The sequence below is a fragment of the Kaistella yananensis genome (assembly GCF_026107505.2).
GTDB lineage: Bacteria > Bacteroidota > Bacteroidia > Flavobacteriales > Weeksellaceae > Kaistella > Kaistella yananensis.
On the sequence record NZ_JAPCHZ010000004.1, the window covers coordinates 267285 to 288066 of the forward strand.

General features: G+C 39.2%; 19 protein-coding genes. 4 read left to right on the forward strand and 15 right to left on the reverse strand.

The features are described from left to right. Positions 1-33: 33 nt before the first annotated feature. The 4 genes from OK344_RS08230 to OK344_RS08245 all read right to left on the reverse strand — a co-directional run bounded on the left by OK344_RS08230 (position 34) and on the right by OK344_RS08245 (position 3112). Positions 34-405, reverse strand: a complete 372-nt coding sequence (locus tag OK344_RS08230; RefSeq protein WP_265144346.1) for a hypothetical protein — start codon at positions 403-405, stop codon at positions 34-36. Next, a complete protein-coding gene (locus tag OK344_RS08235) occupies positions 406-1599 on the reverse strand; it encodes an alanine dehydrogenase (RefSeq protein ID WP_088469270.1) in 1194 nt (397 codons plus the stop codon). A 92-nt stretch (positions 1600-1691) separates the two neighbouring features. Further along, on the reverse strand, positions 1692-2099 hold the full coding sequence (gene tsaE / locus OK344_RS08240) for a tRNA (adenosine(37)-N6)-threonylcarbamoyltransferase complex ATPase subunit type 1 TsaE (RefSeq protein ID WP_265144347.1): 408 nt from the start codon (positions 2097-2099) through the stop codon (positions 1692-1694). Positions 2100-2110: 11 nt separating this feature from the next. Further along, positions 2111-3112 carry an isoaspartyl peptidase/L-asparaginase family protein gene (locus tag OK344_RS08245; RefSeq protein ID WP_265144348.1) on the reverse strand — a complete coding sequence of 334 codons (1002 nt, stop codon included), beginning with the start codon at positions 3110-3112 and terminating at the stop codon, positions 2111-2113. Positions 3113-3353: 241 nt separating this feature from the next. Between OK344_RS08245 and dnaG the strand changes: the two genes are divergently transcribed. Next, a complete protein-coding gene (gene dnaG, locus OK344_RS08250; RefSeq protein ID WP_265144514.1) occupies positions 3354-5330 on the forward strand; it encodes a DNA primase in 1977 nt (658 codons plus the stop codon). Positions 5331-5360: 30 nt separating this feature from the next. Beyond that, on the forward strand, positions 5361-6044 hold the full coding sequence (clpP, locus tag OK344_RS08255; protein ID WP_088469268.1) for an ATP-dependent Clp endopeptidase proteolytic subunit ClpP: 684 nt from the start codon (positions 5361-5363) through the stop codon (positions 6042-6044). Positions 6045-6101: 57 nt separating this feature from the next. Here clpP and OK344_RS08260 read toward each other — a convergent pair whose 3' ends face one another. The 6 genes from OK344_RS08260 to OK344_RS08285 form a co-directional block, all read right to left on the reverse strand. Then, positions 6102-6767: a hypothetical protein gene (locus OK344_RS08260; protein WP_265144349.1), complete on the reverse strand. Its 666-nt coding sequence runs from the start codon at positions 6765-6767 to the stop codon at positions 6102-6104. Between the two features lie 7 nt (positions 6768-6774). Beyond that, the gene (gene tpiA / locus OK344_RS08265; protein WP_265144350.1) at positions 6775-7536 is read right to left on the reverse strand and encodes a triose-phosphate isomerase; all 762 of its coding nucleotides are present in this window, start codon (positions 7534-7536) and stop codon (positions 6775-6777) included. A gap of 96 nt (positions 7537-7632) precedes the next feature. Then, positions 7633-9759, reverse strand: coding sequence for a S9 family peptidase (locus OK344_RS08270; RefSeq protein WP_265144351.1), 2127 nt, complete (start codon positions 9757-9759; stop codon positions 7633-7635). Between the two features lie 30 nt (positions 9760-9789). Then, positions 9790-10140: a tellurite resistance TerB family protein gene (locus OK344_RS08275; RefSeq protein WP_088469265.1), complete on the reverse strand. Its 351-nt coding sequence runs from the start codon at positions 10138-10140 to the stop codon at positions 9790-9792. Positions 10141-10162: 22 nt separating this feature from the next. Further along, complete coding sequence (locus tag OK344_RS08280; RefSeq protein WP_265144352.1) at positions 10163-11248, reverse strand: BT_3928 family protein; 1086 nt, start codon at positions 11246-11248, stop codon at positions 10163-10165. Position 11249: 1 nt separating this feature from the next. Further along, positions 11250-11816 carry a DUF1599 domain-containing protein gene (locus OK344_RS08285; protein ID WP_265144515.1) on the reverse strand — a complete coding sequence of 189 codons (567 nt, stop codon included), beginning with the start codon at positions 11814-11816 and terminating at the stop codon, positions 11250-11252. Positions 11817-11910: 94 nt separating this feature from the next. Between OK344_RS08285 and folP the strand changes: the two genes are divergently transcribed. Continuing rightward, entirely contained in the window at positions 11911-12768 is an 858-nt protein-coding gene (gene folP, locus OK344_RS08290; protein WP_265144353.1) for a dihydropteroate synthase, read from the forward strand. Here the strand turns inward: folP and OK344_RS08295 are convergent. Further along, positions 12761-12997, reverse strand: coding sequence for a hypothetical protein (locus OK344_RS08295; protein ID WP_265144354.1), 237 nt, complete (start codon positions 12995-12997; stop codon positions 12761-12763). The two genes, folP and OK344_RS08295, sit on opposite strands and share 8 nt — an antisense overlap. Before the next feature lie 176 nt (positions 12998-13173). After that, entirely contained in the window at positions 13174-15615 is a 2442-nt protein-coding gene (locus OK344_RS08300; protein ID WP_265144355.1) for a DUF5686 family protein, read from the reverse strand. Between the two features lie 107 nt (positions 15616-15722). Between OK344_RS08300 and OK344_RS08305 the strand changes: the two genes are divergently transcribed. Beyond that, on the forward strand, positions 15723-16424 hold the full coding sequence (locus OK344_RS08305; protein ID WP_265144356.1) for a hypothetical protein: 702 nt from the start codon (positions 15723-15725) through the stop codon (positions 16422-16424). A 3-nt stretch (positions 16425-16427) separates the two neighbouring features. Here the strand turns inward: OK344_RS08305 and recG are convergent, their stop codons facing one another. The 3 genes from recG to OK344_RS08320 all read right to left on the reverse strand — a co-directional run bounded on the left by recG (position 16428) and on the right by OK344_RS08320 (position 20716). Further along, positions 16428-18518, reverse strand: a complete 2091-nt coding sequence (gene recG, locus OK344_RS08310; RefSeq protein ID WP_265144516.1) for an ATP-dependent DNA helicase RecG — start codon at positions 18516-18518, stop codon at positions 16428-16430. A 114-nt stretch (positions 18519-18632) separates the two neighbouring features. After that, entirely contained in the window at positions 18633-19166 is a 534-nt protein-coding gene (locus tag OK344_RS08315) for a thioredoxin family protein (protein WP_265144357.1), read from the reverse strand. A 38-nt stretch (positions 19167-19204) separates the two neighbouring features. Then, the gene (locus OK344_RS08320; RefSeq protein ID WP_265144358.1) at positions 19205-20716 is read right to left on the reverse strand and encodes a peptide MFS transporter; all 1512 of its coding nucleotides are present in this window, start codon (positions 20714-20716) and stop codon (positions 19205-19207) included. Positions 20717-20782: the final 66 nt, after the last annotated feature.

The window sequence follows — 20782 nt, forward strand, 5'->3', positions numbered from 1 at the left end:
TAAATAAGAATATTATGCGTAAGAATTATAAAACTATCTGAGTTTTTTTAGCGTATTGAACGTGTTCTGCTCCTTACATTTTTCGTAACTGATCTCAAACCTTGGATTCTTCTTTGGATAAACCAGAATGTAAGAAGGACAGGGCTTCTTTTGTGCCTCACTACGCTCGAAATCTACTTCACCATGCGTAATGATGCTGTCTTTCAGGAACTTTTCGTCAACGTTATTGAGTTTCATCTCTTCGGAAAATGTCGGACTGTAAACCATTTCCTTGGAAAGTGTCTCTGCAATCACCCGGGAATTGGGAAGATAACCGCTGCAACTTGCCCCTTTTTTATTTAGAATGAAAAATACGAGCAGTAATCCCGGAATAAGGCCGATAAGGAAGAATTTTAATTTTCTCATCTAAAAAATTAAAAGATTGATGTCATGATAAGTAAGGTCGAATCGGTCGCAGATGAGTTTTTTGGTGTGTCGGCCTTTGTACATGTAAAGCGACTGCTTCATTTCATTTTTGCGGACCAGCATATTTTCGAAACCACCCTCTTCATCGTAATTCAGAAGATAACTCAAAAAGAAATTAGAAACCGCCTTGGTCGTAGTTCGCGGCATTTTTGACGTAAGATTTGGTAAGCCACAGTGAATGACGCCGTGTTTAATGATGTAAGGATCTTCCATATCCGTTAACTCGGAGGTTTCGATTACCTTGCCATTGTCGATGGTTACGTCGATAATAACGCTCCCTTTTTTCATTTTCGAAACCATTTCTTCGGTAACGATAGGGCAGAGGCTGATTTTAGAAAGCGCACCAATTACCACATCGGCTCTTTTCAAACTTTTCGAAAGTTCCTTTGGATCAATGATTGAAGTGGGAACCCTTCCGTCAACCATCATGTGAAGTCTGCGGAGTTTTGAAAGTGAATTATCGAAAACTTTTACACTTGCTCCTAAACCTAAAGCTGCTTTTGTGGCAAACTCACCAACAATTCCGGCTCCAAGGATCACAACTTCTGTTGGGCGAACACCTGTAATTCCTCCCAGCATTAAACCGTTGGAAAGTGCAAGAAGTTCTGCGGCATAAAGAATTGAAATATTGCCTGCAATCTCACCAATCAAGCGCACGAGAGAAAGCTGCTTGTACTCATCAACAATAAATTCAAATGCGATGGCGTTAACTTTCTTTTCGGCAAGTTTTTTAAAATATTCCTGATCGCGTAAATTGATTTGAAGCGCCGAAATAAGGTAGGTGCATGGCTTTAAAAATTCAATCTCTTCAATGGTTGGAGGATTTATTTTTAGAACCAGATCCTGCTGAAAAGCTTCGCGCGGATCATGGGTGATCTGAGCGCCGGCTTCTGAATATTGCAGATCGGTGAAAAATGATCCCTCGCCGGCTCCTGATTCTACTACAATCTGGTGACCGTGTTCTACTAAAACCTGAACGGCATCAGGCGTTAGGCAAGTTCTGCGTTCATTAAGACAGGTTTCTTTCGGAACTCCGATAGCAAACTGTTTTCCTTTTTTTACCACTTCCAGTTTTTCTTCCTGCGGCATCAGTTCCTGCTCAGAAAACGGGGTGAAAATATTTGTACTGCTCATTAGTTACGATTTGCGTATACAAAGATTAAGTTATTGATAGTCGAGAAATAAAGCTACAAAGATACAATGATTTACCGACTAAAAAATAAAATTTACCTGAAAGTAACTGTCCGTTTTTCTTCGCTATTGCTAATCGTTATTTCGTGGTGAGGAAAACCTTGCAGTTCTTCTTCGTAAATTTCGGGCCATTCGATGATACAGAGTTGGGCATTATCCAGATATTCATCCATTCCGATATCGTATACTTCACCAATATTTTTCATGCGGTAAAGATCGAAGTGAAAAACCTTTCCTTTCGGTGTATGATACTCGTTTACAATGGCATATGTCGGCGAAGAAACTTCGTCTTTGCTTCCCAAATTTTTCAGGAGAAATTTGGTGAATGTTGTTTTTCCGGCGCCAAGATTTCCTTTTAAAAGCAGAATGTTATGTTTGAAATGAGGCATGATTTCATTAACCACATTTTGCCAGTCTTCAATTTTATTGATTTTAAATTCCATTGATTTTGAGTCTATTTATAGATTTCGATTTCAATTTCTCCGTTTTCGGTAACCGCGCCACGATACATTCCGGCAGTGTTGAAAGGCATTGCAATGTTTCCGTCTTTGTCTAAAGCGATTAAGCCTCCATCTCCGCCCATTTTTTCGATCTGGTCGATGGTTTCCTGAGCGGCGGTTTTAAGGTCTTTATTTTGATATTCCATTTTTGCGGCAATGGTTCTTGCAGCTGTAGAACGGATGAAAAATTCGCCCCAACCGGTTCCTGAAATCCCAACCTGAGCATTGGCGTAAGTTCCTGCTCCGATAATTGGGGAATCGCCGATCCTGCCAAACTTTTTATTGCTCATTCCACCAGTGGAAGTTCCTGCGGCGATATTTCCGTTCTTATCCAGCGCAACTGCGCCCACGGTACCGAATTTCTGATCGATGAGATAAGAATCTTCAATGCTGTTCTGTGAAATTTTCGGGGTTTTTTCGGTTTCTTTCTTTTTGAGTTTTTGTAGTCCATCCCAACGGTCTTTGGTCCAGAAATATTTTGGATCTACGATTTCGAGTCCGCTTTCTTTTGCGAAAATTTCAGCGCCGTTTCCGGACAGCATGACGTGCGCGGATTTCTGCATCACAGCAATCGCTGCTTTTATGGGATTTTTTATGGTGTGAACTCCCGCAATGGCCCCTGCAGAAAGATCTTTCCCGTACATGATGGAGGCATCGAGTTCATTTTTTCCGTCGGATGTGAAAACGGCACCTTTTCCTGCATTGAAAAGTGGCGAATCTTCCATGATCACTATTGCAGCAGCTACAGCGTCAACAGAAGAGCTTCCTTTCTTAATTTCAGCGTAACCTGCGGTCAAAGCTTCCGTAAGTTTTGCGCGGTAGGCTTTTTCTTTTTCTGCAGTCATGTTTTCGCGGGTAATGGTTCCTGCGCCGCCATGAATCACCAGAACATATTTTTTCTGTGCGGAACTGAAGATAAATGTGAATAATAACAGTAGAACGGAAAAGTTTTTCATGAGGTTAAAAATTTCATCAAAAATATGAAATTTGATGGTGACAACGATCTGGGTTGGTAAAACTTTATCATGCGCGTAAGGGATAGCAATGAAAAGCCCGGAATGCAGCAATGCGGAATGAGGACTTGTAATGAATAGCCCGACCCGGGCGGCTGGAAAAAATCGTTATTTTGATAAGCGCAGGCGAGGGTTACGCCCAAATAAATTGAAAAAACAAAAACTTATTTCCTATTTTTACCGAATGATTTCTAAAGCGACTATTGATAAAATATTTTCCACGATTCGGGTGGAAGAAATCATTGGCGAATATGTGCAACTGAAAAGAGCAGGCTCTAATTTTAAAGGGCTGAGTCCTTTTCATGAGGAAAAATCGCCGAGCTTTATCGTATCGCCAAGCAAACAGATTTGGAAAGATTTTTCGAGCGGAAAGGGTGGAACCGCCATTTCTTTCCTCATGGAAATTGAAAACTTTACCTATCCTGAAGCCCTTCGCCACGCTGCCAAGAAATACGGAATCGAAATCGAGGAAGACCGGCGGGAACTGAGCGAAGATGAAAAGAAGTCGCAAACAGACAAGGAAATTCTGTATAAAATTCATGAGATAGCCAATGATTTTTTTCAGCAGCAGCTTTTTGAAACTGAAGAAGGCAAGTCTGTAGGATATTCTTATTTTAAAGAGCGGGACCTGCGCGATGATATTATCAGGAAATTTCAGTTGGGTTATTCGCCGGAGCAGAAAGACAGTTTTACGAAGTTTGCTTTAGACAAAAATTATTCTAAAGAAATTTTAGAGAAATCAGGACTTTCGATTTTTCCGGAAAATACGCCTACGGGAGTTGACCGATTTCGGGAACGCGTGATGTTTCCGATCCACAGTTTTTCGGGCAGGGTTTTAGGTTTTGGCGGAAGAATCCTCAGAAATAATGTTAAAACCGCGAAATATCTGAATTCTCCAGAAACAGAAATCTACCATAAATCGAATGTTCTTTACGGTTTAAATCAAAGTAAACAGGCTATTTCGAAAAATAATCTGTGCCTTCTTGTGGAAGGTTATATGGATGTAATCGCCCTTCATCAGGCAGGAATTGAAAATGTAGTTTCAAGTTCGGGCACAGCGCTTACGGTGGAACAGATAAAACTCATCAAGCGTCTTACCGAAAATGTCACTATTCTTTTTGACGGTGACTCTGCCGGAATTAAGGCGAGTTTCCGCAGTATCGATATGTTGCTTTCGGAAGCGATGAACATCCGTGTTTTGCTTTTTCCTGATGGTGATGACCCGGATTCGTTTTCGAGGAAACATCCGCAGGAATTTGTGGAGAATTTCATTAAAAATGAGGCGAAAGATTTTATCGATTTCAAAGCAGAAATCTTACTGAAAGATGCCGGCAGCGATCCCATAAAAAAGGCAGAATCGATCCGCGATATCGTGAAATCAGTGGCTTTTGTTCAGAATTCGCTGAAGCAGGAAGTGTATTTAAAGGAAGTTTCAGCCAAATTCGGTATTTCAGAACAGTCACTTTTTAATGAACTCAACGTTCAGAAACAGGTTCAGAAACAACAGATTTCTCCGCAGCAGAGACAGGAAAAATCGGCTTCGGTAAAGCTGGAAAAAGTTCCTGAAGCTATTGAAAGCCTTGATCCTCTTTTAGAACTGGAAGAAAAATTGGTGAGCCATGTTCTTAATTTTGGTGATTATATTTTAAATAAGGTGAACTCGGATAACGAACCTTATCAGATATCGGTTTTGGAAGAAATTTTAAACCATCTGGAGGAAGATGATTACGAAATACAGTCGGCCGTTAATAAACTTATTGTTGATGAATTAAAGAGCGGAATCGCAAACAATAAAATTATTAAGGGAGATTTTTTCTTAACATTAATGGACCAAAATATCGTTATGAAAGTTTCGGACGCTATTTTGGAGCCTTACCAGCTAAGCAACTGGGAAAAAAGCAATATTTTCCCACCGAAATTGGGAGATAAAATCGCTGCCCAGATTGAAGATGATATTCTGATTCATAAAGGTCATTTCATTGAGAAAATTATTTATCAATACCGCAACGTTTTAAATGAACACCGAAACGATAACGAGGCAGAATATTATGAAACCATAAAAAAAATACAAACTTTAAAATCGCTTTTAGACCAAATCAACCAAACGCTGAACCGATTAGTGACAAAAGGGCATATTTTTTTTAGGGAACAGAAATTGTAATTTAAAAAAGCAGAAAATAAAAATATTAATATGGACATAAAAAAAGATTTCAGAGATTTCTCTGTAAAGCATTTAGGGAACAGCGGATTGGCAACAGACCAATATATGAGCATGTACGGACCAACGAACCTTACGCCATACATTATGGAAGAAAGACGTTTGAACGTTGCTCAAATGGACGTTTTTTCCCGTTTGATGATGGACCGAATTATTTTTCTGGGAACAGGAATCGACGATCAGGTAGCCAATATCGTAACAGCGCAGCTTTTGTTTTTAGAAAGTTCTGATGCTTCCAAAGATATCCAGATTTACATCAACTCTCCGGGCGGAAGTGTTTATGCAGGATTGGGAATTTATGATACGATGCAGATCATTAAGCCTGATGTTTCTACCATCTGTACCGGTATGGCGGCTTCTATGGGCGCAGTATTATTGGTAGCTGGTGAGAAAGGAAAGCGTTCGGCCCTGAAACACTCCAGAGTGATGATTCACCAACCTTCAGGCGGTGCACAGGGTGTAGCTTCCGATATGGAAATTAATCTGAGAGAAATGCTGAAGCTTAAAAAAGAGCTTTACGATATTATCGCAAATCATTCCGGGCAAACCTACGAATGGGTTGAAAAAGCATCAGACCGTGATTACTGGATGACTTCATCTGAAGCGAAAGAATACGGAATGGTAGATGAAGTTCTGGAAAGAAAATTAGATAAGTAAATTAAGGAATAAGGAATAAAAAAAGAACGCAATTTGCGTTCTTTTTTGTTTATCCAATTAAAATTTCATTTTAATCCCTACACCGTCACCGTTTGTAACCACAAAATATTCATTGGCAGGTTTTAAAATGAAAGCAGAATTATTTTTAATCTTTTTCATTTGAGAATTTCCTGAAATTTTCATCACTAATCCGGCACCCATTCCAGCCAATCCAATGATTAGCGGAATCGGGCTGCCTTGGGATTCAGCTTTTTGGTTTACTTCATTCACTGTTTGTCCTGAACCTGAAGATAAATTCAGAATACCACCAACCAGAAAACAGGCGCCGCCACCTACCAGAAATCCGGTACCTAACTGGCTCAGTTTTTTGGCTTTAATATAATCTGAGTTATTAATGAAATTATTTTTCGCTGAAGAACTTTCCGAAGACTGTTTTAATATCGTATGGGCAACTGCGGATTCAGCTTTTGGAAATGCGGTTTCATTAACTGTTTCTGCATCATAAATCATACTTTTTATAGAACTGTCGTAAAGAAATTCCTCTTTTCCGGTTTCAGAATTAATGAAGGTTACCTTTCCTTTTTCATAAACCAGATGAGTGTAATTTATATTTAAGTCTGTGGATGTTGTTATCGTTCCTTTGGATGAGTTTTTTGGGATTTTCACCTGCGAAAACAAAAGTCCTCCGATCAGAACCGAGGCAAGAATAATTACTTTTTTCATTTGGAAATTAAGCATTAAATCCTTCAATAATCTTCGCAAAATCTTCAATTTTTAAAGCTGCGCCACCAATCAAACCACCGTCGATATCGGGTTGAGAAAAGATTTCTTTCGCGTTATCAGGTTTCACAGAACCGCCATATAAAATCGAAATTTCGTCGGCAACTTCCTGACCGTATTTTGCAGCAATTAAACTTCTGATATGCGCGTGGATTTCCTGAGCTTGTTCAGGAGATGCAGTTTCGCCGGTTCCGATGGCCCAAACGGGTTCGTAAGCGATCACAACTTTCTTAATTTCTTCTGCAGAAAGCGTAAACAACGCAACTTCGGTCTGGTTTTTTACCACTTCTAAATGTTGTCCGGATTTTCTTTGTTCCAAAGTTTCCCCGTTGCAATAAATTGGAGTTAAACCTTTATCCAAAGCCAATTTCACTTTTCTGTTGCAGTGGGAATCGGTTTCACCGTGGTATTGTCTGCGTTCGGAATGACCGATAATTGCGCCGGTTGCATCAATGGATTCCAGCATATCAGCAGAAATTTCTCCGGTATAAGCTCCGCTTTCGTGTTCACTCATGTCCTGTGCGAAAACGCCGATTTCATCCTGCTCATACAGATCTTTAGCCATCATCAGATAAAGTGAAGGTGGCGCGATCCAGACTTCGCAGTTGGTGGCGTTATTTTTTTTGTACTCGAGTAACTGAAACATGAGTTGTTGTGCTTCAATTACATTTTTATTCATTTTCCAGTTTCCTGCAACGATATTTTTTCTCATAGTTTTTCTTTTTAATTTTCACAAAAATCCGAAATATTCGGTGATAAAAAAAATAAAGCGGAATGATTACAATCAGTCCGCTTTGGATAATTTAAGTTATTTAGTTATTCCCTCCAGTTTAAGAAGAAACGCATAGTCCCAAGCCACATCTTTCAGGTAATCGAACCTTCCTGAAGCTCCGCCATGACCATAAGCCATTTCGGTTTTAAGCAGTACGGCGTTTTTATCAGTTTTCAGATCTCTTAGTTTAGCTGCCCATTTTGCAGGCTCAAAATACTGTACCTGAGAATCGTGTAATCCTGTAGTAATCAAAATATTCGGATAATTCTTTTTCTGGATATTTTCATAAGGAGAGTAAGATTTCATGTAAAAATATGCATCCTTATTGTTTGGATTTCCCCATTCGTCGTATTCATTTGTAGTTAATGGAATGCTTTCGTCGAGCATGGTATTCACAACATCCACGAAAGGAACTTGTGCAATAACACCCTTCCAAAGCTCGGGTTTCATATTTACCACTGCACCCATCAGCAAACCACCTGCGGAACCTCCCTGTGCGTAAAGATGTTCCGGTGAAGTGTATTTTTCTTTCACTAAAAATTCTCCTGCATCAATAAAATCCGTGAAAGTATTGATTTTTTTCATCATTTTTCCGTCTTCATACCATTGTCGGCCCATTTCCTGTCCGCCGCGGATGTGTGCAATCGCAAAAGCAAAACCTCGGTCGAGCAAACTCAGTCTTGTAGAGCTGAAGGTAGCTTCCATCGAGTTTCCGTAGGAACCGTAACCGTAAAGCAACAGCGGATTTTTTCCGTTTTTCTCAAATCCTTTTTTATAAACCATAGAAATTGGGATTTTGGTTCCGTCTTTTGCGGTGGCAAAAACCCGTTCTGTGGTGTACAGGTTTTTATCATATCCGCCCAAAACTTCCTGTTGTTTCAGCAATGTTCTTTTACCAGTTACGAGATTCTGTTCATATTGCGAACTGGGTGTAATCATCGAAGTATATGCAAAACGGAAATTATCGGTATTGTATTCCGGATTGTTCATGCTTCGGATCATGTAAGTGGGTTCATCGAACTTCAGAAATTCTTTTTTCTGTGTTTTTCTGTCCTGAATGACAAGCTGCGAAAGCCCGTTCTGTCTCTCAGAAAATACAAGGAAATTTTTAAACTCATCAATTCCCAACATCAGCACATCTTTGCGGTGCGGAATTAAATCTTTCCAGTTTTCAACACCCGTTTTGTTGATGGGCGTTTCCATTACTTTGAAATTTAAAGCGTCTTTGTTGGTGGTAATCAGAAATTTATCTTCCAAAGGAGTAATGTCATATAGAACATCTTTCATCCGGGGCTGGAAAACTTTGAAACCTCCGTTAGGATTATCGGCCGGCAGATAGCGAACCTCTGAACTGGTAGTCGCTGAAGAATAAATCATGATGTATTTTTCGTTCTTCGATTTACCGACTCCAATATAGTTGGTGTTGTCTTTTTCTTCGTAAACCACCGCATCTTTTGATGGATCGGTTCCTAAAGTGTGTCTTTTAATTTTTTCAGATAAAAGGGTGACATCATTTTTAGCCGTATAAAAAATTGTTTGGTTGTCGGCAGCCCAAACTGCGTTGCCTTCGGTGTTTTTAATTCCTAAATCAGTGATTTTTCCTGTTTTTAAATCCTTTAAAAACAAACTGTACTGTCGGCGCGAAACATCATCAACCCCGAAGATTAATTTGGAATTATCGGGCGAAATGCTGAAGCCGGTGGCGGCATAATAAGCTTTTCCTTCGGCCAGTTGGTCTACATCGAGCAGAATTTCTTCCGGAGCGGAAAGGCTTCCTTTTTTGCGGCAATATTTGAAATACTGCTTGCCAGTTTCGGTGCGCGAATAGTAATAATAACCATTTTTGAAAACCGGAACACTTTCGTCTTTTTCCTTAATCCTTGCCTTCATTTCCTGATAAAGTTTGTCGCGCAGCTGTTTGGTATCCGCCATCATCGTTTCGAGGTAGGCATTTTCGGCGGTAAGGTAGTTTACAACTTTGGTAGAATCTTTTCCTTTTTTGAAATAATCGATCATCCAGTAATACGGATCGTTCACTTTTTCACCGTGAATTTCTCGGATGTGATTTTGCTTTTCGGCAATGGGAGGCTTGGCATCGGGCCAGATTTGGGCATTCATCATACACGTAATGGTAAGTAATGATGTGGTAATTGTTTTTTTCATGGCTATTTTCTGAGTTTTATGATCCTGAATTTATGACGGAAACCACATGTTTTTCAGCAACCTGTAGAAATGGTGCTCGCGCTCGGTAACTTCGTCGTCAGCTTTTATTAAAGACTTCGAGAAATGCAGAAAATCTTTTCTTTCTTTCTCTGTAGAATCATCAAAAAAGCATCGTGCATGAAACTCGAAATGGTCTTTCCACTGTTCAGGCTGCAAAACCGCAATTGCATCCAGTTCGTTATCAAGGTTCATTTTAAAAGGAAATTCTTCCGCTAAATATTCCTGAATTTTAAGACCTTCAGCGGGTGCAAATTCACCATCAACTGATGATAAGATCATTAAAAGATGGTAACCTGCGATTGATTTATTAGACTTTTGCATTGTTGATATTGTATTTAAATTTTTAAGGTTTGATATAATCGTTGGCCGGAATTTTATCCACGATTTTGCCGTTTTGTAAAATTAATACAAAAGGATTGCTTCTCGCGATTGTTTTTATCGCAGTACCGTCCATCACTGCATTTTGTATAGTTTTAAAAGTCGTAGGATTGGTAGATATTCCCAGGATTAGAGCGTCTTTTTGGGCGTTTGCTTTCGCTTCAGATTTAGTAAGAATATTTTTATCAGCCTCCATGGGTTTGTAAGAAAAAATAAGGATGGCTTTATTTGCCTTTAAAATTTCGGGGGTTAAATCAATACCCTCCACAGATTCAGGTTTGAATTTTGAAATCTCAGATTTGTATCCCTGTTTTACAATTTTAGAAGTCGTTTTTGCTTGTTCAATTTTCCATGGAGAGCCTTCTTCCCAATATTTTTTATCTGCAACATAAAGATCCTGGTTCAGTTCCACACTTTCACCGGTAGTATCATTTTTAAGGCTGTAAAAAGTTTTATATTCTGAGGGATTTTTCTCAATATTGGCTTTTTCAGTATTCAAATCCGTGCCAATTTTGTAATCGCGGAAATCGATTAAAGGTTCATGTAGAATGCCATGAAGTGTAATAAGCCCCATTGCAAGTACAAAAACTGAAAGCGCAATATACTTGGTCTGTCTTTTTGCCTGAAGCAGCTGAAACTGATTTCTGTACATGAACCAAAGCATCAGCAACCAAAACAGAAGGATTAAATCCTTCACAAAACTTTCCCACGGAGTAAAGGTAATAGCGTCACCAAAGCACCCGCAATCCGTCACTTTATTGAAATAAGCCGAATAAAAAGTCAAATATCCGAAGAACACGCAAAGCGCAATAAGTGCGGTAAGTGTAAACTTCAAACGTATTTTCAGTAAGAGCATGAAGCCTAAAATAAGTTCCAAAGCAACGACAAAAATGGCAATAGGCAAGGCCTGGCTCTCAAAAAAAGGCATGTTGAAAACCGACGGCGAAAAATATTCTTCAAGCTTAAAGGAAAAACCCACCACATCTACCGCTTTCACAAAACCGGAAGCAATAAAAATCGATGCAACAACAATTCGTAAAATATGTTTCATTTTAAATGATTTGTGGTTTAAATTTCTCTTGCTGTTCAGAAAACTTAATCAGACAGAACACTGCATAATTCAGCATGTCGAAATAATTTGCATCAATTCCTTCGGAAACCAGAGTTTCGCCGGCGTTATCCTCGATCTGTTTGGTTCTCAGTACTTTCTGATAAATTAAATCGGTGATCGAAGAAATTCTCATTTCGCGCCACGCTTCCCCGTAATCGTGGTTTTTCCGCATCATCAATTCTTTTGCTTCGTTAGCAAATCTGTCGTAAAGTGCCAGAATTTCAGCTTTATCCTGCTTAAAATCATCGGCAAACCCCTTTTCAAGCTGAATTAAACCAATGATGGAATAATTGACGATGGCAATGAAATTTTCTTCCTCGGATTCACCAACTTTCGAGATTCCTGTGGTCTGAAAATTCCTTAAACTTTTTACTTTGATGAAAATCTGGTCGGTGAGTGAAGGAGTTCTCAGCACCCGGAACGAAGCGCCGTAATCGGTGAGTTTTTTACTAAATAAATCGCGGCAAACGCGGATGACTTCGTCGAACTGTTTTGATGTTTTCTGCATAAAATTTCTAAACTTTTCAAAGATAAGAATTTTGGAGGGAAGAGGGAAGCCGAAAGTTTGAAGTTTCATCGACATATTCCTTAAATTTGCGCGTATGAAAACTCAATCTGCTAACCATAAAAATTCTCATTTTTCTATAAACTGCCGTGGAACACTGATCGATTTGTCGGTCCCGAAAGTCATGGGAATCCTCAACCTTACGCCCGATTCTTTTTCTGATGGCGGAAAATTCAATGAAGAAAAAGAAGCTTTGAAACAGGCTGAAAAAATGCTGAAAGAAGGCGCAGAAATTATTGACATCGGTCCGCAGTCTACAAGACCTAATGCACAGTTTTTGTCGGCTCAGGAAGAGATTTCACGGATTGGAAACATGATTTCTCTGATAAAAAAAGAATTTCCTGAAACCTTAATTTCCCTCGATACTTTTTATGCAGAAACCGTAAAATTCGGTTTTAATGAAGGTTTAGATATTATCAACGATATTTCCGGCGGAATGTTTGATGAGAAAATGGTCGAAACTGTTGGAAAAACCGGACTTCCTTACATTCTGATGCACGTAAATCCGACTTACCAATCGATGCATGAAAAAATAATTGAAGACGACATCATCTTAAACATCAATCAATATTTTTCAGAAAAAATATTGGGATTAAAGAAGTTTGGGGTGAAAGATATTATTCTGGATCCGGGCTTCGGATTCGGAAAAACAGTCGAGCAACAGCTTCAGATGATTGATGAGCTTCAGTACATCGGTTTTGGAAAACATCCGTTGCTGGTTGGTATTTCCAGAAAATCTTTTATTTATAAACCGTTAGGAAAACAGCCGCTCGAAATTAATGAAGAGACGCAGAAACTTCATTTTCAAATGCTCGAAAAAGGAGCCAAAATACTCCGTGTACATGATGTTGCCCAGGCGAAAAAAACGGTTGATGAATTCCTGAAAATTAATTAAGGCTGGAGAGTTTTTCGGCGTATTCTTTTGCAAACTGTTCGCGGTCTTTGTTAAGTTGTTCGAGGTTTTTAGGCAAAATATAATTGAAAAGTATTTTTTCTTCGTCATCTAAAAAGATAAGTTCTTTTTCTTCGCCATCGATCATCTGTGCAAAGATTTCCCACATTGAAGTGTCTTTCATTTTCAGCAGTTCGAAAAACTGAGATGCTTTGATCTGAATAATTTTCATGATTAATCCTGATTTTTATTGCTGCAAAAATAGTGTTTTACAACGCTTCCCGCGTAAGCGATGGGAGAGGAAATCCTTTTTTTGTTGCGGCGGCGAAGCCGCCGCAACAAAAAAAGATTGTAACGGACGTAGCGACCCGAGTCGTGGGAAAAGCATTGGCGAGGGTTACGCCCAAATTAAAATCCTAAGAAATTGAATTTCAGCTGAACTGCAAAATTTTCTTTAAACGGTAAAGTCGAGTAGTGACCAACCCTGTAGAAAAAACCAAGATTGAAAGGCGTGCCGAGAAAATGATTGCTCTCGAGCCCGATTTCCTGATAAAGATGATCGAGTTTCTGGAATTCGAAACCGTGATACTCAGGATTTTTCATGTCGCCAATAATTCCGCGGTACACCACATCGAAACTCGAGGTGTTTTTTCCAAAAGTTTTGAAATACCACGGAATCCTGTGCGTAAAGTAGAATCCGGCAAACTTGTCGTTATAATATTTTCCGCCCTCCATGGTTGCAAAACCGAGGAAAGACGTGAGATTGAAGTTAAAACTGTCTTTCCCGCTGCCCAAACCATTCATCGCGAAATGATGCCAAATGGGTGCGTCGCCAGTGAGTAATCCTCCGTAAACCCGGATTCCGGTAACGCCTGCTTTTGTCTTAAAATTATGCTGTGCAAGTGCATCCCACCGGCTGTATTTGAAATCGCCTCCAAGAGCCTGCATTCCCTGTTCGTAATTGATGTAAAACTCCGGAAAGCTTTGCTCGTAAGTAAATTTTCCGGAAGGCGTCATGATGTTTTTAGATTTTGGCGCATATTTCAGGGTGATTTTGGAAGCGAAATTTTCAAATTTCTGTCCGAGATTCATGAAATTATAATCGAAAGTGGTTTCTTCAATATCTTTTTTAGCCGAAATATTGAATGTTAAAGCATTGCTTAAATCATTTTCAAAGGCGATTTTAAAACCTTCGTAACGGTAAAACCTGTCGTTTTTAAGATCGATTCCGGAGTTCATGATTTTCATTTTGAAATTCCAGAGATTTTCGCTGAAACGTCCTGCAGCCATTACATCATTATAATATTCTGCGCGGAAAAACGAGTTTTTGTTCAGTGTTGTTTTTACATCGATTCCGGCACCGTACTTCCAGCCTTCGTCTTTGAAACCGTATGCAAGGTACGCATCTGGCGAGAGATAAGGATGGAAGCGTTCATTTAGTTTGGCGGCAATTCCTAACCGCGCTCCTTCGTATTTATTATATTTAAGAAGCTGCGCTGCATCCAGATCTACTTTGCCAAGCCTGAGTTTTCCTTTGATTAATCCCGTGAATGCGTTTAATTTCTGGTCGAGTTTGTATTTTTTACCTACACTGTCGATTTTTTCGTAGGTTATTTTTTCGCGGGCGCTTAACGAATCTGTACGGAATGTATCCAAAATTTTACCGTCGGAATTTTTCACGCTCATGGTGTAGCCTGCGAAATCTTTTTTGTTTTCACTGATTTGGGTTTTAAAATCGAAATAATCGGCAACCATAAAGACATAATTCCCAAATTTCTGAAGGTTTTTGTTTACAGAATCTTTGTCCTTTTTTTCATCGGTTTTTGTGTTGCCGAAAACCGTGGAACCCATTTTTATCTTCAAATTTTCTTTGCTGAGAAACCATTTGTTATCAATCGGTTTCCAGATGCTGGTGATGCTTCCTTCACTTTTTTTCTTGCTGTTGCTTTCAATTTTTTTTAGCCCAAAAGTTTGGGTGTCAACATACAGGTAACCATTGAATTTTCGTTTATTCACCGGCTGTTTGTAATCAACCTGCCGGAATCGGATAACATAATTCTGTCGTCCTTCAATTTCGATGGTATCTGTTAAAAAGAAGCGGTAAAGTGTGCGGTTTTCTTCGCGTATTTCTCTTGGGATTCGGTTTCTGTTGGAGCGCAGGGTCATCATTTCATAAATCGGCTCTTTCAGCCCTGCAACGCGGTTGTCGAGAATATTAATTTTTTCACCATATTTTTTAGAGAATAGAAATTCGGATGCTCTTTCCCACAGGAAAAGTTTACTCGAACTCATCAGTTTCATCACATTTACACTTTCTGTGGAGTCCTTTTTCTTCTCTGCAGTCTGTATTTTTTCAGGAAGTTTTTTTAAAGAATCAAGTCTTTTTTCGAGATAGGCATTGTAATGTTTGATGCTGTCTTCATCAATATCTAAAGAAATCTTTTCGTATGATTTAAAAGAGTAGGAGTCCAGGCTTTGGGGGGAATTGTTCTGGTAGTTGTCATTTACTTTCTGAAGAATTTCCAGGGCTAAAGGATCGCTTTTGTCATTAATAACCACGGCTTCAATCGACTGGGTTTTCGGATCTGTTTTTGAAAGCGCGATTTCCATCACCTGATCCACAACAGCTTCATCTTCATAATAACCAGGAGCTTCTACATCCACTTTCTTACATTTTGTGCGGAACTGAAGAACGCCTTGCGCATTGGTTTTTCCTAAAATTTTCTTGTTGCAGGAAACTGTTGCATTAGTAATTGGCGTGCCTTCACCGGCTTTCAGAACGGTAATTTTCGACTGTGCGGCAACGTTCAGAAAAAGAAACGATAAAAGGAAGGATAGAAGTTTATTCATGAAAACAAAAGTATTTAATTTTTTTAGATATTCGGAAAGTTATATTCGCTGGTAATGTATAATTTAAAAAGTAATGCTGTCGGTAAAATAATTTGTAATTTAGTTCGATGAAAAATATAGTTACATTCGCTGTTTTACTACTGCCTTTCGCCCTTTTTTCGCAGCAGAAAGCTTTAACTGAAGAGGGTAAGGAGGTCGTACTTTTTGATAACGGAACCTGGAAGTTTGTAAATGAAAGCGACGCAAAAGTTCTGGAAACAATCGTTACCAACAATGATGTGTTTGAAAAACCCAAAACCGCAAGTTTCTTGATCAAAAGTAAAAAAATGGATGTAGGCGTATATTTCGATCCTAAAAAATGGAAACTTGCCACACAGAATATCAGTCCGCATGTAGAATATTTCTTTGCTGAAAGAAACAGTAACGATGGATATTTTGGTTTTATGATTACTGAAAAAGTGCAGATCGCCACTTTGAAAAACCTGAAGGATCTTATCATCGAAAATGTTAACAGGAATGTAGATTATTTCCGCTTAAAAGAATCGGAATACCGTACTGTAAACGGAATGAAAGTACTCTACATTCGCTACGCAGCCAATACAAAAGGTATGGATTTCGAGTATGCCGGAAATTATTCTATCAACAGCGACGGTTATGCCGGCGTGGTAGGATTCGCTTCGCAGAAGGTTTTTGAACAGAGTTTCGGTGCTGTTCAGGAACTGATAAACGGAATTTCAGTTACTCCAAAAGAAGATATTAAAGAGACTGTGGAATATAAATCTCCGCCACCACCAATGATTTCAAAGTAAACGTTAAGAGATCCGGCTCCACTTGTTTTTTCCTTTATAAAGTTTAAGGTAGTAGTTCTTTAAACCGGCATTTTCCGGATTCTGAAGATGCGGGTCTTTTTTCAGAAGATGGTCTACTGCGGCTTTAGAAGCTTTAATGATTTTTCCGTCGGCGGTTAAATCGAGTTTTTTAAAATCTACAACGCCGCTTTGCTGTGTTCCCAAAATATCACCTGGACCGCGCAATTGCATATCGACTTCAGAAATTTTAAACCCATCGTTGGTTTCTGTCATTGTTTTAATCCGCGTCCGGCTTTCTGTAGAAAGTTTATCCGAAGTCATGAGAATACAGAAGCTTTGTTCAGCACCACGTCCGACTCTCCCACGCAGCTGGTGAAGTTGCGAAAGACCGAATCTTTCAGCACTTTCAATAATCATTACCGATGCATTCGGGACATTTACTCCGACTTCAATTACCGTTGTCGCCACCATAATTTCGGCTTTTCCGGAAGCGAAATAACTCATTGCAGCTTCTTTTTCAGCGGGTTTCATCCTGCCGTGGAGCATCGTGACATTTTTTCCTTCGAAAAACGCGACAATATGGTCGAAATTTTCCATCAGATTTTTATAATCGAGTGTTTCAGATTCTTCAATTAAAGGATAAACGAAGTAAATCTGTCTTCCTTTTTCAATTTCATCTTTCGCAAAACGGAAGACCGAAAGCCTGTCTTTTTCCCGTCTGTGAGCGGTAATGATGGGTTTTCTGCCCACCGGCATTTCATCGATTACGGAAACATCAAGATCACTGTAAAAACTCATTGCCAAAGTTCTGGGAATCGGTGTTGCAGTCATCACCAGAATATGCGGTGGAATTTTATTTTTTGCCCAAAGTTTTGCCCGCTGCGCAACACCAAACCGGTGCTGTTCATCAATAATAGCAAGACCAAGATTTTTGAACTGAACAATATCTTCGAGTACTGCGTGGGTTCCTACAAGAATTGAAAGTTCACCACTAAGCAGTTCCGCGTGAATGATCTTTCTTTCTGCAGTTTTTGTGGAACCGGTGAGAAGCCGCACATTAATGTCTGTATTTACGAGCAGTTCTCTAATGGAATTGAAGTGTTGCTGCGCAAGAATTTCTGTAGGAGCCATCATGCAGCTCTGGAAACCGTTGTCCATTGCTATCAGCATGGCAAGAAGCGCAACCATTGTTTTTCCCGAACCTACGTCACCCTGCAAAAGACGGTTCATCTGGATTGGTTTTTTCATGTCGGTGCGTATTTCCTTCAGCACTCTTTTTTGGGCGTTTGTTAGTTCAAAAGGCAGGTTGTGACTGTAAAATTTATTGAAGTTTTCACCGATTTTAGGGAATGGATTTCCTATGACAGATATTTTCTGATATTGTTTTTTTAATCCGTAACCCAGCTGAAAAAAGAAGGCTTCCTCGAACTTCAGTCTGCGGTTTGCGTGTTCGAAATGATGAAAATCTTTAGGGAAATGAATATGATAAAAAGCGGGAATTCTGCCGATTAATTTTAATGATTTTATTAAAGAATCAGGCATATTTTCCTGCATTAACGATGGTAAATTAAGCGTGATTTCTGAAAGAACCGTTTGGAAAAATTTATTGTTGATCCCTCTTTTTGCGAGTTTTTCACTGCCAGGATAAATAGGCAATAGTGAACCCGAAAGCGCTTTTTTTTCATCCGTTTCAATTTCCGGATGTGCCATTGAAAAGATCCCGTTAAATAAACTCACCTTTCCGAAAATAAAGATTTCCCTGTTCAGCGGGATCTGCTCTTTCATCCATTTTGAATAACGGAACCAAACGAGTTCTAATGTTCCTGTCTGATCACGGAATTTGGCTGACATCCGGTTTTTTCCATTACCGTAAGATATTTCCTGAATTTCAGTGATTTTTCCTTTCAGTTGAATGTCGGCTTCGGGTTCTTCAGCAAGATCGCCAATATTGTAAATTTTACTTTTATCAATGTAGCGCAACGGATAAAAAGTGAGTAAATCCTCCACAGTGGAAATTCCCAAGACATTTTTAATGAATTTGGCTCGTTCAGGACCGATTCCTTTTAAGAATTCTATGGAAGTTTCTAATGTCAGATCTTAATTTTTTTTCTCTTTTGAGGATTGAGATGTTCGTTGGCGAGCGAATTTCGGTAAAATAAAAAAGACTTCCAAAAAATTTCTGAAAGTCTTTAATCTTCAATATCTAAATCAGTTTTTAATGCTCGATCTAAATTTTTTTTGATAATTTTCCCACTGCTCACGCGTTGTAATCTTTTTATAGTCGTCGTTCGCGATAAACTGAATGTAGGGCTCCAGTTCTTTTGCCGTGAGCGCACCCTGCAGAATGGTAATCGGCATGCTTTGCTCATCCAGAAAAACCGTTGTGGGAACAGCAACAACATTCATAAACTTGGTGAATTCGTGCATTGAATTTTTTCTTTTTCCGGTTTCGAATCCTGGATTTGAAAATGTTCTGCCAAAAAGAGTAATATTTTCTTTATTTTCTGCATCAAACTTTACGGCGTAGTAATTCTCCTTAAGAGATTTTGCGATGACGGGGTGATTAAAGGTTTCTTTTTCCATGATTTTACATGGGCCGCACCAGTCTGCATAAAAATCGATCAGAATTTTTTTTGGCGTTGTTTTCTGTGCTTCCACCGCTTCTTCGAGCGTCATCCACTTAACCTGTGCTGAGGCAAAAGAAATGGCTAAAACGAAAAATAAAAAGTTTAATTTTTTCATCAGTGGTTTGATTGAAAATATAGAGGTTTGTTAAAGCACTATCTCACTTCCTGCATTAGTTTTTTCACGAGCGGTGAGATAATGATGAGTACAACACCCGCGATTACGGCATAAAGCCCTAACTGTTTGTAACCCTCTGTATAGGCTAAAAGTGCATCCATATTGGTGGAACCTTCTTTGGCGGTTGCCATGTTTGCACCGATAATTCCGGCTACATACTGCCCGTAAGCGGAAGCAAGGAACCACATTCCCATCATCATTCCCTGCAGTTTTTCGGTGGAAAGTTTGGTCATGATTGAAAGTCCGATCGGAGACAAACATAATTCCCCAAAAGTTATCACAAGCAATGCGATGGTAAAAATATTTAAAGAAGTAACTCCTTGCAAATCAGCAAAAAATCTGGTAGCAAATAATACGTAATATCCTAAACCGAGGAATATAAAACCGAGTCCGAACTTAATAATCGTGTTTGGTTCCAGTCTCTTTTTACTTAGCCAAATCCAGAACAGTCCGACAAGTGGGGCAAGAAAAATAATGAAAAATGCACCTCCGGAATTGTTTACTCCGTTAGGATCCAAGCCAAGCAAATCTTTATTCAGATTATTTGCTGCGAAAATACTTAAGGAACCTCCCGACTGCTCATAAATTCCCCAAAATATAATAGAAAATATAATGAAAACGAGGGCTGCAATTAGCTTTTTTCTTTCTGCAACATTCACTTTCGTCATTTCATAAAACAGGTAAATAAGGGTCAACGGACCGACGGTCCACATAAAATAATCGGTGTATTGCGGCACAGAAACCATGGTCATAATCAACGGAACAAAAACTAAAGTAAGAGCGTAAACTCCGTAAACTTTCCATTTTTCCATAGAAACTACAGTTCCGTCTGCAAGTTTTCGCTCGGGCATCAGACCAATAGGACCTAAACTTCGCTGGGTGAAAACAAAATTGATCAAGCTGATTACCATTACGATTGCTGCTAAACCAAATGCAACATTCCATCTTTTATCTTCAGGAATAAAACCTGAAAGCATTTCGCCTTTTCCAATCGCGATACACAAATATCCGCCGAGCAGGGCACCAAGGTTAATTCCTGCATAAAACAGCGAAAAACCAGCGTCGGTACGGGAATCTCCGGCTTTGTAAAGTTTCCCAACCATGGTTGATATATTAGGTTTAAAGAATCCGGTTCCTACCACGGTGAAAGAGATTCCGAGAAAGAAAAAATCATGAGGATTAGTCGCGAGAATCAAACTCCCTACAATCATTAAAACCCCACCCCAGAACAGGGATTTACGGAAACCAAGGATTTTATCCGCAAAAAGACCACCTACAAAAGTGAATGCATACACAAATGCCTGGGTTGCCCCGTATTGAAGATTTGCCTGCTCGTCACCGAATTTCAACTGAGAAATCATGAAGAAAACGAGCATTCCGCGCATTCCGTAGAAGCAGAATCGTTCCCACATTTCCGAGAAAAAAAGTGACCAGATTTGTTTGGGATATTTTCCTTTGAAATCCTGAATTTGTTCTAACGTAAGATTCATTTTAGAATAATTTTTAACGAAAATAGAAAAAACCACCGAATAATCGGTGGTTTAGTATAATTAAAT